Annotated in this window: 15 protein-coding genes; 6 read left to right on the plus strand and 9 right to left on the minus strand. The window is 41.5% G+C overall.

Annotated features, from left to right (window positions below):
* Positions 1-38: 38 nt before the first annotated feature.
* The 4 genes from DYE48_RS16935 to DYE48_RS16955 all read right to left on the minus strand — a co-directional run bounded on the left by DYE48_RS16935 (position 39) and on the right by DYE48_RS16955 (position 3,011).
* Entirely contained in the window at positions 39-542 is a 504-nt protein-coding gene (locus tag DYE48_RS16935) for a GNAT family N-acetyltransferase (protein ID WP_115824676.1), read from the minus strand.
* Positions 539-994: a hypothetical protein gene (locus tag DYE48_RS16940; RefSeq protein WP_115824677.1), complete on the minus strand. Its 456-nt coding sequence runs from the start codon at positions 992-994 to the stop codon at positions 539-541. The genes DYE48_RS16935 and DYE48_RS16940 overlap by 4 nt, the downstream gene beginning before the upstream one ends.
* 208 nt (positions 995-1,202) lie before the next feature.
* Complete coding sequence (locus DYE48_RS16945) at positions 1,203-1,499, minus strand: hypothetical protein (protein ID WP_115824678.1); 297 nt, start codon at positions 1,497-1,499, stop codon at positions 1,203-1,205.
* Positions 1,500-1,871: 372 nt separating this feature from the next.
* Complete coding sequence (locus tag DYE48_RS16955) at positions 1,872-3,011, minus strand: FtsW/RodA/SpoVE family cell cycle protein (protein ID WP_115824680.1); 1,140 nt, start codon at positions 3,009-3,011, stop codon at positions 1,872-1,874.
* Positions 3,012-3,139: 128 nt separating this feature from the next.
* On the opposite strand from DYE48_RS16955, the gene crcB (DYE48_RS16960) reads away from it, so the two are divergent.
* Both crcB (DYE48_RS16960) and crcB (DYE48_RS16965) read left to right on the plus strand, forming a co-directional pair.
* Positions 3,140-3,514: a fluoride efflux transporter CrcB gene (gene crcB, locus DYE48_RS16960; protein WP_115824681.1), complete on the plus strand. Its 375-nt coding sequence runs from the start codon at positions 3,140-3,142 to the stop codon at positions 3,512-3,514.
* On the plus strand, positions 3,514-3,882 hold the full coding sequence (gene crcB / locus DYE48_RS16965) for a fluoride efflux transporter CrcB (RefSeq protein WP_115824682.1): 369 nt from the start codon (positions 3,514-3,516) through the stop codon (positions 3,880-3,882). Before crcB (DYE48_RS16960) ends, crcB (DYE48_RS16965) begins: the two co-directional genes overlap by 1 nt.
* 40 nt (positions 3,883-3,922) lie before the next feature.
* Here crcB (DYE48_RS16965) and DYE48_RS16970 read toward each other — a convergent pair whose 3' ends face one another.
* The 3 genes from DYE48_RS16970 to DYE48_RS16980 all read right to left on the minus strand — a co-directional run bounded on the left by DYE48_RS16970 (position 3,923) and on the right by DYE48_RS16980 (position 7,644).
* Positions 3,923-4,633, minus strand: coding sequence for a DUF459 domain-containing protein (locus tag DYE48_RS16970; RefSeq protein ID WP_167449543.1), 711 nt, complete (start codon positions 4,631-4,633; stop codon positions 3,923-3,925).
* Positions 4,634-4,824: 191 nt separating this feature from the next.
* A complete protein-coding gene (locus DYE48_RS16975; protein WP_115824684.1) occupies positions 4,825-5,088 on the minus strand; it encodes a hypothetical protein in 264 nt (87 codons plus the stop codon).
* A 159-nt stretch (positions 5,089-5,247) separates the two neighbouring features.
* Positions 5,248-7,644, minus strand: coding sequence for a M14 family zinc carboxypeptidase (locus tag DYE48_RS16980; RefSeq protein WP_208639668.1), 2,397 nt, complete (start codon positions 7,642-7,644; stop codon positions 5,248-5,250).
* 466 nt (positions 7,645-8,110) lie between these two features.
* Here DYE48_RS16980 and DYE48_RS16985 point away from each other — a divergent pair, with 466 nt between their 5' ends.
* Positions 8,111-9,244: a S8 family peptidase gene (locus tag DYE48_RS16985; RefSeq protein ID WP_115824686.1), complete on the plus strand. Its 1,134-nt coding sequence runs from the start codon at positions 8,111-8,113 to the stop codon at positions 9,242-9,244.
* Between the two features lie 553 nt (positions 9,245-9,797).
* On the opposite strand, the gene DYE48_RS16990 is transcribed toward DYE48_RS16985, so the two are convergent.
* Entirely contained in the window at positions 9,798-10,073 is a 276-nt protein-coding gene (locus DYE48_RS16990; RefSeq protein ID WP_115824687.1) for a hypothetical protein, read from the minus strand.
* Between the two features lie 148 nt (positions 10,074-10,221).
* Positions 10,222-10,389: a hypothetical protein gene (locus DYE48_RS21435; protein WP_244199464.1), complete on the minus strand. Its 168-nt coding sequence runs from the start codon at positions 10,387-10,389 to the stop codon at positions 10,222-10,224.
* Positions 10,390-11,183: 794 nt separating this feature from the next.
* On the opposite strand from DYE48_RS21435, the gene DYE48_RS17005 reads away from it, so the two are divergent.
* From DYE48_RS17005 to DYE48_RS17015, 3 genes are all read left to right on the plus strand, one after another.
* Entirely contained in the window at positions 11,184-11,507 is a 324-nt protein-coding gene (locus DYE48_RS17005; protein WP_115824689.1) for an ArsR/SmtB family transcription factor, read from the plus strand.
* Between the two features lie 197 nt (positions 11,508-11,704).
* Positions 11,705-12,220: an SRPBCC domain-containing protein gene (locus DYE48_RS17010; protein ID WP_115824690.1), complete on the plus strand. Its 516-nt coding sequence runs from the start codon at positions 11,705-11,707 to the stop codon at positions 12,218-12,220.
* A gap of 65 nt (positions 12,221-12,285) precedes the next feature.
* Entirely contained in the window at positions 12,286-13,182 is an 897-nt protein-coding gene (locus DYE48_RS17015) for a VOC family protein (protein ID WP_341865625.1), read from the plus strand.
* The last annotated feature ends 248 nt before the right edge of the window (positions 13,183-13,430 follow it).

Genomic DNA, 13,430 nt, shown 5'->3' on the forward strand with positions numbered 1-13,430 from the left:
TATCCTAATAGAAAGCACCCGTCTTTCAAGACTTGAAATCAATATTCCTGACCATCTATCTTCCACGAGTAAATGGTTTCCATAAGCCTTCTGCCCTCAATGGAAATGGAATCCTCTTCTACTTTCTCAGCTCCCATCTTTTCATAAAAGTAACGCGCAGGATTTTCTGATAGTACTTTTACAACCAGATTTCTATGCCCTCTCTCCTTGAGCTCCCGGAAGGTGGAAGAGAGCAAAAGTCTCCCTGCCCCTTGCCGATGATATTTTTTAAGTATGTAAAGCGAGCTCAACTCTGACTCATATCCTCCACCACTGGACCCACCTTCCCAAGTGGCAAAACCGAAAACCCCATCCTCTTCCGTTTCTATGACAGATATGTTGTATTTTTTTATATTTTCCTCCCACAGACGCTCTCTTTTCTTATAGCTCAGGCGGTTCAAGTAAGTATCCGGAACGATTCCACGGTATGTTTCCAGCCAGGCATCCACATGGACCTTTGCAATCGCTGGAACATCTTCAGGCTTCGCTTTTCGAATCTTCATGCTTCACCTCCATGTTGATCGCTAAAGACTCTCAACCATTCAGGGTCAATACTGCCTTCAACAATTTCATAATAGTTACCGACCAATAGGTGGACACCTGTTTCTTTCCCGTGCACAATAATCGGGTTCCTCCCTGTATGGTGTATCTCGAACTTGAACCTTTCTCCTTGATTCAAATCCTCATTATAGCGACCTTCGTTTATTTTCTTCACTTTAAAGTCCCCAAGATACTCCAAGAGTTCCCGGGCCACCTGTTCATCTTCTGTCGACCACTGATAAATGCCGCCATCTTCAGGTGATTGCTTTCCTACTGAAAAATGCATGTATTCAAACGGGGCTGGGTCGTCTGGGATCAGCCAAGTGAGTGGTTGGACACGATGATCGTCATACATTTTCCCCGCAATGATGATTAAGATCAAAAGAGAGAGAAGAACCAGCCATCTACTCTTCATCCTTTTTCCCACCGTAATCGAACCCTGATTTTCCCCAGTAAATTAAAAACACCGCGGGTGCTACAATCATCGCAATCGCAATAACAAAATTCATAAGATCCCTCCTTACTAAATGCTCAGCTTGGAAAAGCTTTGTATAAAATCGTACGTTCCTTCAATACAGTTGATTACCTTAACGAATTCCTCTTATCCAAAGACGAGTGACCCTTCATGTTTCAGGTTTCAATATTGTACGTTGAGTCGGCACACGGGCATTCGTTACAATTTGCGGGTGTAAGATGTAAAGTTCCCCATCAATCTCAAATCGGAAATTCCCCAAGTAATTTACCTTTTTCCCTCGATTTCTTAATTCGATTTCAATAGCCTTCACATATTTATTGTAATCTTTGTACCAATCATCCAAGTGCATGACGATATTGCCTTTCTTGTATCCTGATGATTGGTATGCAAAATATCCAATTAACAAAAATGGAGTGAAAAGTAAGGGAAAAATAAAGATCTCCACCAACGCCTCTCCTTTCCTTCAGGTTATCACCCACCAAAATCATAGCCTTTACCATACTAACGAATGAGGATGCAGTTACGTTTCAATTGTTTTTATAGTTTTCTTTATCTTATTTCATTGACCAGTTCTCTCATGCTATGGTGACGTTTCTCATGCTCCTTGGCGTATTTCACCTGGCCTTTGGCCCGATTCAAACACTCTTTGGCGCGTTCCTCCCGGCCTTTGGCGCGATTCTAGCACTCTTTGGCGCGTTCCACCTATCCTTTGGCGCGATTCGAACACTCTTTGGCGCGTTCCACCTATTTTTCGCCTTCGAGATGAGCACTATGGCCATAACAAAAAAACGCCACCTTAATCGGTGACGTTCATCGCTTATGCAGCTACTTTTTGTTCCTGTTCTTTTTTAATTTTAGATATGGCATGGATGTTGATCAGCATTCCCGCGGAGAACATCATCATGAGCAGTGATGTTCCGCCATAACTGACGAACGGAAGTGGAACTCCAGTCAAAGGTAGAAGACCGGTCAAACCACCGAGGTTAATGATCGCCTGAATGCCGATTAAACCAGACACTCCGATGGCAAGCAGGCGTCCGAACGTATCATGGCTTTCCATACTGACATAGAATCCACGCAGCACGATCAAACCAAGTAACAATAACACCACTCCGACACCAATCACGCCTAATTCCTCGGCAATGACCGCCATGATGAAGTCGGTATGGGCTTCAGGTAAGTATCCAAGTTTTTGTACGCCAGCTCCAAGTCCTGTGCCGAACAATCCTCCATTATGGATCGCGAGGTAAGAGTTGATCAGCTGGTACCCGGCATCATCCGCGTATTCAAACGGTTGGTAAGCACCGTCGAAACGGGAGAGCTGCTCTTCACTAAGTGCAAAATTATACATGAAGATCGCTCCTGCAAGAGCAATCCCGATCATGGAAAAGAGGTGGACCTTTTTTATTCCGCTTGACATGATGATCAGTCCTGAAACAGCGAGGGCAATCAAGGCTGTGCCTAAATCCGGTTGTTTCAAGATCATTGCAACGACCAGCATCATCAAAATAATCGGCGGCAGTAACGCTCTCGTGAAGTCTTCAATATACCCACTCTTCTTCGTAAAAATCGTTGCCATGTAAATGATCAAAGACATCTTGGCCAATTCAGCCGGCTGGAATTTCCCAAGCCCTGGAACAGGCAGCCACGATTGGGCATTGTTGGACGTATGTCCGAATACGAATACCAAGGCAAGGAGGATGACCGTTCCGAGCAAAATCAGCTTAAATAAGCGGCGGTAGTTTTTGTAAGGAAAGATGATCCCTATAAAGAGGGCGAACAATCCGAGACCCCAGGCCATCAGCTGCCTTTTGAAAAAGAAATCAGGGGTTACTTCATATACCATGACACCACTGACCATACTGGCACTGTACACCATCACTGTGCCGAATGCAGATAAAGCCAATACGGCGAATAGGATTGTAAAATCAACGTTCTTCAAAATTCTGCGTATCATGCGTAACCCTCTTTCGTTTGGTACTATTATGTAAATTATAAGGCTTCTTGCCTTGTAAAAAAAGCATTCCTTTCAAATTACTCCGAAAGTCTATATAATAACGATTAGGTTTGTAGGAGGTTTGTGGAATGATTTATTTTTATGTCGGAATAGGTGGGATGATTGGCGCATCCCTTCGGTTTCTGATCGGTGAATGGCTGAAGAGTCCGGACCAGTGGTTTCCTTATTCCACGCTGACTGTCAATTTGACAGGAAGCTTCATCCTGGCGTGGTTCACCATGGGGATCGTTGAGAGATATTCCCTTTCTGCAAAATGGAAAGCAGCGCTCGGAACAGGGCTTGTCGGTTCGTATACGACTTTCTCCACCCTGAGCATGGACGCTGTTTTTCTTTATGAACGTGGAGACCTATTACTCAGCCTTCTTTACATAGGCATCAGTATTTTTGGTGGTCTAGCCTTCTCTATGCTCGGATTCACCCTCGGCCGAAGGAGGGCTTCCTGATGTTTACTAAACTGTTACTTGTCGGCACGGGAGGATTTATCGGCGCGATTCTCCGGCATGGGATCAGCCAGTGGATCAGCAAACGTACGGTATCCGCTCTCCCTGTCGCCACCCTTTTTGTCAACCTGCTCGGCTCTTTTGTTCTCGGTCTTATCACAGGACTTGATCTCTCAAAATTCTGGGTGCTCTTCTTAGGAACAGGCATCCTCGGTGCATTTACAACCTTTTCTACCTTCAAGTTGGAATCGATCCAGCTCCGTTTAAAGAAGAACTGGAAAACGTTCATCTTGTACACCGTCCTCAGCTACACGCTTGGAATTACTTTAGCCTGGACCGGCTTCCAATTGGGTAGATTATTCTCCAGTTGAAATCCATCAAAAAGGACTTCCTCACAGGGAAGCCCTTTTTTTATTCACCGAAATCATAAGCTTTGATGATCCGCATCGTCAGCTTTTCATACCCTTGTTCATTCAAATGGACAGCATCACTAAAATAACGCGACGACTTTTCTTCATACAAATCGTTCGTTGGTATAAACGTGACACCCTCATAAGAACCTACGATCGACTGACTCGTTGCGTTCCAGTCTTTGATGATTTTACCGATCTCAGGTTTGTCCGGATAAGGATTGTACAAACCGAGAAACAAAACCGGTGCCTCTGGATTTTCCTCGCGGATCTGATCCAAGATTCGTTTGACATTCTTCTCATAATCCTTTTTCCCAATGGCGATTTTATCTTCATTTAATGGAGAAAGGTCTCCTCCATTACTTTTAATGATATCGTTCATTCCGATAAAAAATAGAATGTAGTCCGCATTTTCAATCGATTTCATTACGGTTGCTTCGTTCATTTGGCCGAGCATTCCATCACTTTGCTGGCCGGGAATGGCATAATTATCAACAGTGACCGGATCGTCGTGATTTTTATCGAACCACTGTTGTAGATTCTCGACATACCCATGGCCACTTTCATCTCCGACTCCGTATGTCAATGAATCCCCGAGAGAGACAATTTGTTCTTCTTTTTGATGTGACATCGATGATTGGAACCCGAAGACTCCGAGGCCGATGGCAACCAGTACGAGCAATCCGATCCACCATTTCCGATGTTTTTTCATAAGCTGCACCTCCGAATATGCCCCTATTTCCCCGCATAGCAATCGCCAAAACATAAACAAGAAAAATAGAACAAAAGCACGATGAATGGATACACTTGTTGTAGTCCGTTCTTCGTGCTCGTTTATGAGTCCAAGTGAATGGGCTTGGGCTTATGCTTTGTCTTTGGCCTTGTGACAATCCTTTTCCGAATTTATTGATACAAATCACGAATCTGGTTTAAGTCTTCTATAAATTGACTCGACTCTTCTTGACTCAACCGAACGAGCATCTGTTCATTCAACGTAAGAATTTGACCATCCTCTTCATCTTTATGATTATTCAAATAATCATAAATTGTATCCAATTGGTCTTTATTAAGAGTGGATTGAGTCATAAAGTGCTTCACTTGATTTAGTACAAATTCGTCGTTGATACGATCAAACTCTCCTCGGATTATTTTTCCGTTAACATCCACGGTACCAACTCCTTTATGGAGATAGTTTATTCCAATCGACAAAATATATAAAATCTTAGGCAGAAAGGACCCACCTTTCTTTGATTGCAGAAACCAAAAAAGCCCCCCTTCAGTCATCCAGAATATGGTTGACTGAAGGGGGGCTTATATAACGTATGGCTATTTAGTGTAAATGGCGTTGGAGAAGAGGCGGAATAAGTAGTCCGTGTGATCACGGAAGCCTGCTTCAAGTCCAATGAGTGTTACGTCCTGGTCCTGTTCTTTTATGATGACCGGCTGCCCTTGAGCATCCGCGCGGTCTTCCCAGTGTCCAGCCATAAAGAAGTTACTGCTGTCTTTAAAAGTGGCATGGACATCTGTTCCTTCCACATCTGTGTACCAAACCGGGCGATAGACGAAACCATAATCGGTTGCTCCATAACCAGACGTTAGCGAACCAGATTCGTAATTCACTCGGACGATTCCATTACTATTGTAATCACCTTGATGAACAGTGACATCCGTCAGCCCCAGTTGCTTCGCGGCATCGGAAGCGCCAGCTCCAACAGCAATATATTTCCCTCCATCTTCAACAAAGGAGTGGATGTTTTCTTTAAAGGACTGATACTGTGCCTCATCTTCGAGTCCGAATTCAGCGTTCGCAGACCTATTGTTATACGAAATCAAGTTTGATGTGCCGTTGTAGAAAAAGACATCTGTCTCTCCTAATCCTTGGTCTGCCAGTTCTCTTGGTGTGATTTCCTGCACTTCAAACCCAAGTCGTTCCAAAGCTAAACGTGTGCCGGCATGCGATTGAGCTTTGTTCATTCCGCCGTCTTTTAAAATCGTTACTTTCTGAGAAGTTAATGGTTCACCATCAACAGCCTCGACGGATTTGACGGTTATGCCAGATGCTTCCACAAGTTTTCTCAATTCAGGCGACTTGTCTGCATCCACATAGAATCGCTCCCAATCCATGGTCACTTCAAACCCATTCTTTACCAAAGTATTCACGAGATGAATAGCTTTTACAGAAGAGTTAGGAATCACATAGGGACCGTTTCCAATTAACTCCCCATCGGCTTTTACTTTCTTCACGTCGTTCGTCTTTACATTGAAGGAACTCTCCGCTTTAACTTCTACCGCTTCAAAGCCCCATAATTCTGGTAAATTCCAGGCAGAGATATCATACATAGACGGGGTAATATCGGTAATATCTTCTCCATCCCACAGCATCGTGTTCGCAAGTCCAGCTTTCGCCTGGCTCATGTCTACGATATACGTTCCCGCGGGGTACGAGATACCCTCATATTCGAATGCTTTCTTCGCCTCAGAGACATCAATATCATTGAACATCAGATGCTCAACGGCCTTTTCAGTTGCTGTAGGGTCTGTTTCATCTACAGGTAAAATATACGCCTGCGGGAAGAATCCTTCCGTATGGTACGGGTGATCAAATTGGATGCCGCGTTTGAATACTTCGATTTGGTCTTTGATCATTTGTTCTTTGTTATCATTGGAAAATTCAAGTGCTCCCATAACCGCATCATAATGCCATTGGACGCCATCCCAATCATTCGTCGGTGCTTCAAGTGTATACCCATAAGCCCCGTGGTACATCGCATACATCGGTGTAAAAATCGGTGGATAATCATCCCAGCCCGCCTGATCATCCCGCTGTGGAATGTATGTACCTGTCATCGATTGGTAGTCGACGCCTGAAGTATTCGTATTATCATAATCTGTACGGTTGTCTACAATGCTTCCTTCCATGGCTTCAGCCTGATCAAGCGCCCAATTCGAGAATAAATCATACTCATAGTTCGGATTGTGCGGCGGTGTACACGGCTCGATTAAACCTGGATGATCTGCTCCGCCATAGCTTTTCACATAGCCATGCAAATCAAGGAAGACCATGGGATTCCACTCTTTGATCAACTCCACGGTATGTTTAGTTTCTGCTTGAGACTGTGTAATAAAATCTCTGTTCAAGTCAATGCCATTGCTGTTAAAACGTGTCGCATCGATCCGGCCGTCAGGATTCGCGACCACATTAAAAATAAGAATATGATTTTCAAGCAGCTCCTTCGTTTGCTGGTCATTGGCTGTCGCAAAACGCTCAATCAACTGCAGCGCAGCATCTGAACCTACAAACTCCGTGCCATGAATAGATGCATTAATCATCACCGGCACTTTAAAGTCAGGATGTTTATCAATAAATGCCTGAGCTTTTTCAGGGTTCTTGAACATTTTCTTTCGCAACGATTTTTGGTACCCATACTTTCCTTTGGCCGATGGATCGGAGATGGTTACCGTATAAAGATCATGGCCGCCGGATGATTCCGCCGAACTTTCCACTGTAATCCGGTTACTTTGTTTGGCGATTTCCTGTAATTTGTCGTCCACCTTCGAGTACTTCAAAAAATCATAGTTTTCACTGTTAAAAAGACTGCCATCTTCCTCCTGCAGTGTTTCATTCACGTTGACATTGTGCCATTTAGGCGCCTCTGCTGCGGTTGTTAGAGGAGCAGCAAGCATCGTAATGGCTGCCATACCAGTCATGACTGTTTTTTTCATTATTGACCCCCTAGTCTAAAAGATATAATTACTAGTTTATACCATTAGTAGAATAAACTGTATAAACCGATTCTACTGTTTAAAGGGAGTGCTTTTGTACTACGTTAATCTATTAAAGTTTCCGATTTCATTTACCTTAGCCGGTTCTCTTTCCATACATTTAATCAAAAAAACAAACCTTAATGTAAACACAAGGTTTGTTCGCAAGCATTGTTGGAGATTTCTTTATCCTTTCCGTACCTAGGGATGATCCTCTTTTTCCTCTATCGACTTCTATTTTTAAAAAAATGACACTGAAAGAACGATCCCATTATCAAACTTGCCCAAGTTGATCCTTCAACCCCCTTTAAGCCGCTTTTTTACATACCCATTTCCCAAACACGAGTCATCACACATGTGTTACCTTAATGTTATAACTATTCAGAATATATTAATAGTTCTGAATAAAATTCAAAGGAGGAATTGGATGCGTAAACACATGTGGAAATTAGCCGGGATTATGTTAGTGTTTGCTTTAGTTTTTTCATTCAATAACATAGCCCAAGCTTCCGTTGAAAAAGCGGCGGAGCAAAAGGCACAAGTAGAAGAATACTTAATTGGCTTTAAATCAAAAGTGAACCAGAATGCCGTAAAAGGCGCAGGAGGGAAAGTACTTCATGAATATAAATATATGAATGTTGTACATGCCAAGCTGCCGGAACAGGCAGTAAAAGCCTTATCCAACAACCCTAATGTAGCGTATGTAGAGAAAGATCATACCGCACAGGCAACGAGTCAGACTACGCCCTATGGAATCTCCCAAATTAATGCGGATGATGTCCAAGCTCAAGGAACGACTGGGAATGGTGTAAAGGTAGCGATTCTGGACTCTGGTATTGATGGAGCACATGAAGACTTAAACGTAGCTGGCGGAGAGAGTTTTGTAAGCGGTGAACCTAACGCCTTAGTGGATGGGAATGGTCACGGGACCCACGTAGCTGGGACGGTTGCAGGTGTAAATAATTCACTAGGTGTTCTTGGTGTAGCACCATCTACTGAGCTCTACGCTGTTAAAGTATTAAGCAGTGAAGGCAGCGGTTCATACAGCGGAATTGCTCAAGGAATTGAGTGGGCCATTAGCAATGACATGGACATCATTAACATGAGCCTAGGAGGAAGCCGTGGTTCGGCCACTCTAGAACAAGCGGTAAACAATGCTGATGCTCAAGGTTTATTAGTCGTAGCTGCTGCTGGAAATGAAGGATCTAGAGGGAAGAAAAACACCATCGGTTATCCTGCAAAATATGAAGCAGCCATGGCTGTTGGTGCTGTAGATAGTGCCAATAATAGAGCATCATTTTCCAGTGTCGGGGATGAACTTGAAGTAATGGCTCCTGGTGTTGATATTTTAAGTTCTGTACCAGGTAATGATTATGAGCGCTTTAACGGTACTTCCATGGCAAGCCCGCATGTCGCAGGGGCAGCTGCTTTACTATTGGCAGATGATCCAGCATTGACGAATGATCAGGTTAGACAAACATTAATTGACACAGCTGTTCCTCTTGGTGATTCCTTCTATTATGGAAACGGAGTGATCGACGTTCAGGCTGCAGTTCAATAATCCTCAACAGCAGATCGGATATAAGTATAAACTGGTCACTGTACTAAACTAAATTAAAATGAAAAAGCGTATGAAATCAGATTTTACACTCTTGATTTCATACGCTTTTCTTTTATAAGGGATACAGTAACTTCGGCAGATATGATATAAATATAAGAGTATTAGGTGAGTAACCTAATGATAACCCCTAATAGTGATGATATTATCTTGTAAATAACCGAACTTCCATGCGATTGGAAGTTCGTTTTTAGTATTGGGCTTATTAAACTAAAGCCCCCGATTATTTAAGAATCGATTTCAAGCTTTAAATCTCTTTATACAAAGAATGCATCACTTGGTTTGTCTAGCTTTCATCACTTCAGCTAATTGTTGAGAGTTTAAATCTTTCTCTTATATAATTTATGAATAATGTTGTCATTTACGGTTTTGCTCATATTTTTGCAATAGAGCTTTCAGGTCTTCCTGCAATTCTTGTTCACTCATAAGACTAGCCTAGACTTGGTTTAAAGATATCTTGAAGTGGAACTCACACTTTAGTTGAGCAAAAGTTCACTTAATCTTGCTTTTCAATAGTTTTGTAATATTCAAAACCTAAAATAACTAAACCCAAGACTGTAATGATTACTCCTAATATGAATGGAAACCCTAAGAATAGTGACTGTACGACTTCATCACCATATTGTTTCTCACCAAAAATTGCGTGCCATAACTTTGACTTTCCAGACCATGACGTAATTTGGGTTGCATATATAGCTCCAGATAAAATAATTGTTAGTGTTATTAATAATCCACCTAACATTATGAATCCGCCAATTACGATTCTTTTCATAAAAAACTCTCCTCCCTCTCTCTTGTTCTATTAGTGAACATATTCTATATTGAACAAACGCCTCTGCTTATGTAAGACTCAAGTTCGAGATATATCTTGTGGAATCTTTTACTTTAGCACCTGTTAATACAATAAGGATGACTTTTCCCTATGTATATGCATTCGCAAATGTCGAAGGTGAAAATGAAAGTTTATATTTTCCTTCAAGTTCTTTCTGTATTTTTTCTGTTAATTTCAATCCTTCTTTATTATGCTCTTCTTCAAGTTCAACGCCGTTAGGAACTATTCCACCGTTATCCCAATCAATCCATTCCACTACTTCTTAACCCATTCAAATAACTCCAGCTTCAAATCGAGTTTTATTGGAATTTCTTCTATGTCAAGGTTACAATTACAGCGATTACACCAGATAGGATCTGCGCCCACATCTCCTTCAACTTTTAATTCATTCGTTCCTTTTTGTTTACATAAACATCTCATATTATTTCCATCTCCATTTATGACCTTAATTTAAATTTCTTCAGTACCCTCTGACCCTTCGAAAGACACCTCATATAACCATTTGAAAAATGTAGTAAAAAAAGAGATCCCAATAATGTCAACGAGTGTCTGGTTATCAGATGAGAACAATACATTCCATAGCAAAAGGCCGACAATCATGCAGAAGAAGAATTTAATATAACTTATCACTTTGACCACCTCTAATCTTTACACGAAGACTCGTTAACAGTCCTACTTCGATATTTTCACTTCGTTTCTAATATATCTACTAAAGAAGACCCTATCTAGTTTCAAGCTTATTATTTTGTAGCTGATTCCCCCACAATCCTTTCCAACTCTTCACCAAAAAAGGAGACCATTCTTATTGAATAATCGCCCCCGTTCGTATTATAAGGTTAACCAGTTTATCTGGTTGACCTATTTTTTATAGGTATTTCCTATCGTTCTGAGAAAACACCCAAACATTCCTTGACGGGAATATTCCTTATAAGGAATAATTAATTTAACACCCAAGAGCCACATAGATTAAAGTGAAAAACTTGGAGGTGATCTATAATGTAACACCATACACTATTTATGAAAAATACACATGTTAGGAGAAAATTCATCATGAACGTACAAACATTTAGTGCACTAGCAGAACCCAACCGTCTTGCTATAGTCGACCTTCTACTTGACGAACCTCTTCCAGTGGGAGAGATTGCAGGGAAGTTAAACCTAAATCAGCCTCAAACTTCAAAACACCTTCGCGTTTTGAGCGAAGCTGGTCTTGTTGAGGTTCAGCCGCTAGCTAATCGTCGGATATATAAGCTAAGACCAGAACCACTTCAAGAGATGGATAAGTGGCTTGACTCCCACCGTCGAATGTGGGAATCGCGGATGGATCGGTTGGAAGGTTATCTTAATGGTTTAAAGGAAAAAAACACTGAATAGATGTTAGGCAACGAAACCATAAAAAAATCTTGCAGTGCCCCCCCTATAACTTATTTGGAGAGACTCACAAGTAGAAATATCAAGTTTTGAGACATAATAGTCATCCTTTCCCTAAGAGTATTTAACTTTGACGATGATGAAGATAAATACTTTGCTGTACAGGTAAAAGGTTTATACATTTCAAGGGAGGAATTAAAATGTCAATCAATGAATTAAAATCTAGAGTAGAGAACGATCGGGTGCTAGTACTGGAGCGCAACTTCGATGCCCCGCGCGACCTCGTGTTTAAAATGTTTAAAGAACCTGAGCATCTCAGGCATTGGTGGGGTCCAAATGGATGGGAACTTCCAGTTTGCCACGTTGATTTCCGACCGGGTGGCACTTGGCATTTCTGTATGAAGTGTATGGATCAGGGTCAAGGAGAATATTATGGGATGGAGTCTTGGGGAAAAGTCGTTTACAAGGATATTATTGAACCAGAGATGATTACTTATACCGATTATTTCTCGGATGCTGATGGTAATATTGACGAAACAATTCCTTCGTCCGAGATCACTTTGGAATTCATCGATATAGATGGAAAGACGAAGCTAATTAACCGGACAGAGTATGAGTCTGCGGAAGCTCTCAATAAAGTCATGGATATGGGCATGCTGCAGGGCATCACAGAAACTTGGAACCGCCTGGAAGAGCATCTGAAAGAAGTTAAATAACTAGTATAAAATCAGTAAGGTATTATTCATAATGAAAAGGAGGAATATCAATCACCAATCAAAAAATTGTCCCCCATCTGTGGTTTAATCAGGAAGCCAAAGAAGCAGCACAATTTTATACATCTATTTCCCCTGATTCAAAAATTACCAATATCACAACACTTCGTAATACGCCATCTGGAGATAGTGACGCCGTATCTTTTCATATTGCAGGATATTCATTCAAGGCCATAAATGGTGGTCCACATTTCCAATTTAATCCTTCTATTTCTTTTTTTATCAATTTTGACCCTTCTAAAGATAAGAACGCAAGGGAAAATTTAGATCAGGTTTGGGAAAAGCTGTCCCAAGGAGGTACACCACTTATGCCACTTCAAGAATATCCGTTCAGTAAACGTTACGGATGGATCCAGGATAAGTATGGCCTGACATGGCAGCTGATGCTCACGGACCCGGATGGTGAAGAACGACCATTTATCGTACCTTCATTGATGTATGTTCAAGATGTGGTAGGGAAGGCAGAAGAAGCCAGCGACTTTTATCTTTCTGTATTCAGTGAGTCAAGACGAGGGGATATCGCTCGTTATCCGGCAGGCATGGAACAAGATGAAGAAGGGACTGTAATGTTTACAGATTTTATGCTTGAAAAGCAATGGTTTGCTGCTATGGATAGTGCTCAGTCACATAATTTCAAATTTAATGAAGCTATTTCACTATTAGTGCGATGTGAAAATCAAGAAGAGATCGATTACTACTGGGAAAAGCTATCCTCAGATCCAAAAGCCGAACAATGTGGGTGGATAAAAGATAGGTATGGTGTCTCCTGGCAAATCTGGCCTGAAGTTTTGGGAGAAATGATGGCAAATGGGACAACAGAACAATTGAGGCGATTAACAAAAACATTTCTCCAAATGAAAAAAATTAATATAGAAAAATTAATAGAAACATATCAAGGTAAGTAATAATTATCTTGCTCTCAATTGATAATGAAGCTGGTTAGCGCCAGCTTTTTTTAATTTGACAATGTCAATCAAATACGACATTAAGAATCTCAAATAGGTCATAGGCTTATGTTAAGCAGTTGTTAGCAATAGGTAAGCGTTTGAGGTTATCTCCAGCTTTTCCCCTGCTCCACACCGAACGTGCTAGTTTCCCAGCATTCGGCGTTCCATCTAAAGGTATGTACTACATTATAAGTTCCTTTGTTACT

The sequence above is a fragment of the Halobacillus trueperi genome (assembly GCF_003386945.1).
GTDB lineage: Bacteria > Bacillota > Bacilli > Bacillales > Halobacillaceae > Halobacillus > Halobacillus aidingensis.

Excerpts from the sequence above, each read along its gene's own strand:
- DYE48_RS16935 (WP_115824676.1), bottom strand. The coding sequence starts at position 542 with ATGAAGATTCGAAAAGCGAAGCCTGAAGATGTTCCAGCGATTGCAAAG.
- DYE48_RS16940 (WP_115824677.1), bottom strand. The coding sequence starts at position 994 with ATGAAGAGTAGATGGCTGGTTCTTCTCTCTCTTTTGATCTTAATCATC.
- DYE48_RS16955 (WP_115824680.1), bottom strand. The coding sequence starts at position 3,011 with ATGATACGCAGAATTTTGAAGAACGTTGATTTTACAATCCTATTCGCC.
- crcB (WP_115824681.1), top strand. The coding sequence starts at position 3,140 with ATGATTTATTTTTATGTCGGAATAGGTGGGATGATTGGCGCATCCCTT.
- crcB (WP_115824682.1), top strand. The coding sequence starts at position 3,514 with ATGTTTACTAAACTGTTACTTGTCGGCACGGGAGGATTTATCGGCGCG.
- DYE48_RS16970 (WP_167449543.1), bottom strand. The coding sequence starts at position 4,633 with ATGAAAAAACATCGGAAATGGTGGATCGGATTGCTCGTACTGGTTGCC.
- DYE48_RS16980 (WP_208639668.1), bottom strand. The coding sequence starts at position 7,644 with ATGAAAAAAACAGTCATGACTGGTATGGCAGCCATTACGATGCTTGCT.
- DYE48_RS16985 (WP_115824686.1), top strand. The coding sequence starts at position 8,111 with ATGCGTAAACACATGTGGAAATTAGCCGGGATTATGTTAGTGTTTGCT.
- DYE48_RS16990 (WP_115824687.1), bottom strand. The coding sequence starts at position 10,073 with ATGAAAAGAATCGTAATTGGCGGATTCATAATGTTAGGTGGATTATTA.
- DYE48_RS17005 (WP_115824689.1), top strand. The coding sequence starts at position 11,184 with ATGAACGTACAAACATTTAGTGCACTAGCAGAACCCAACCGTCTTGCT.
- DYE48_RS17010 (WP_115824690.1), top strand. The coding sequence starts at position 11,705 with ATGTCAATCAATGAATTAAAATCTAGAGTAGAGAACGATCGGGTGCTA.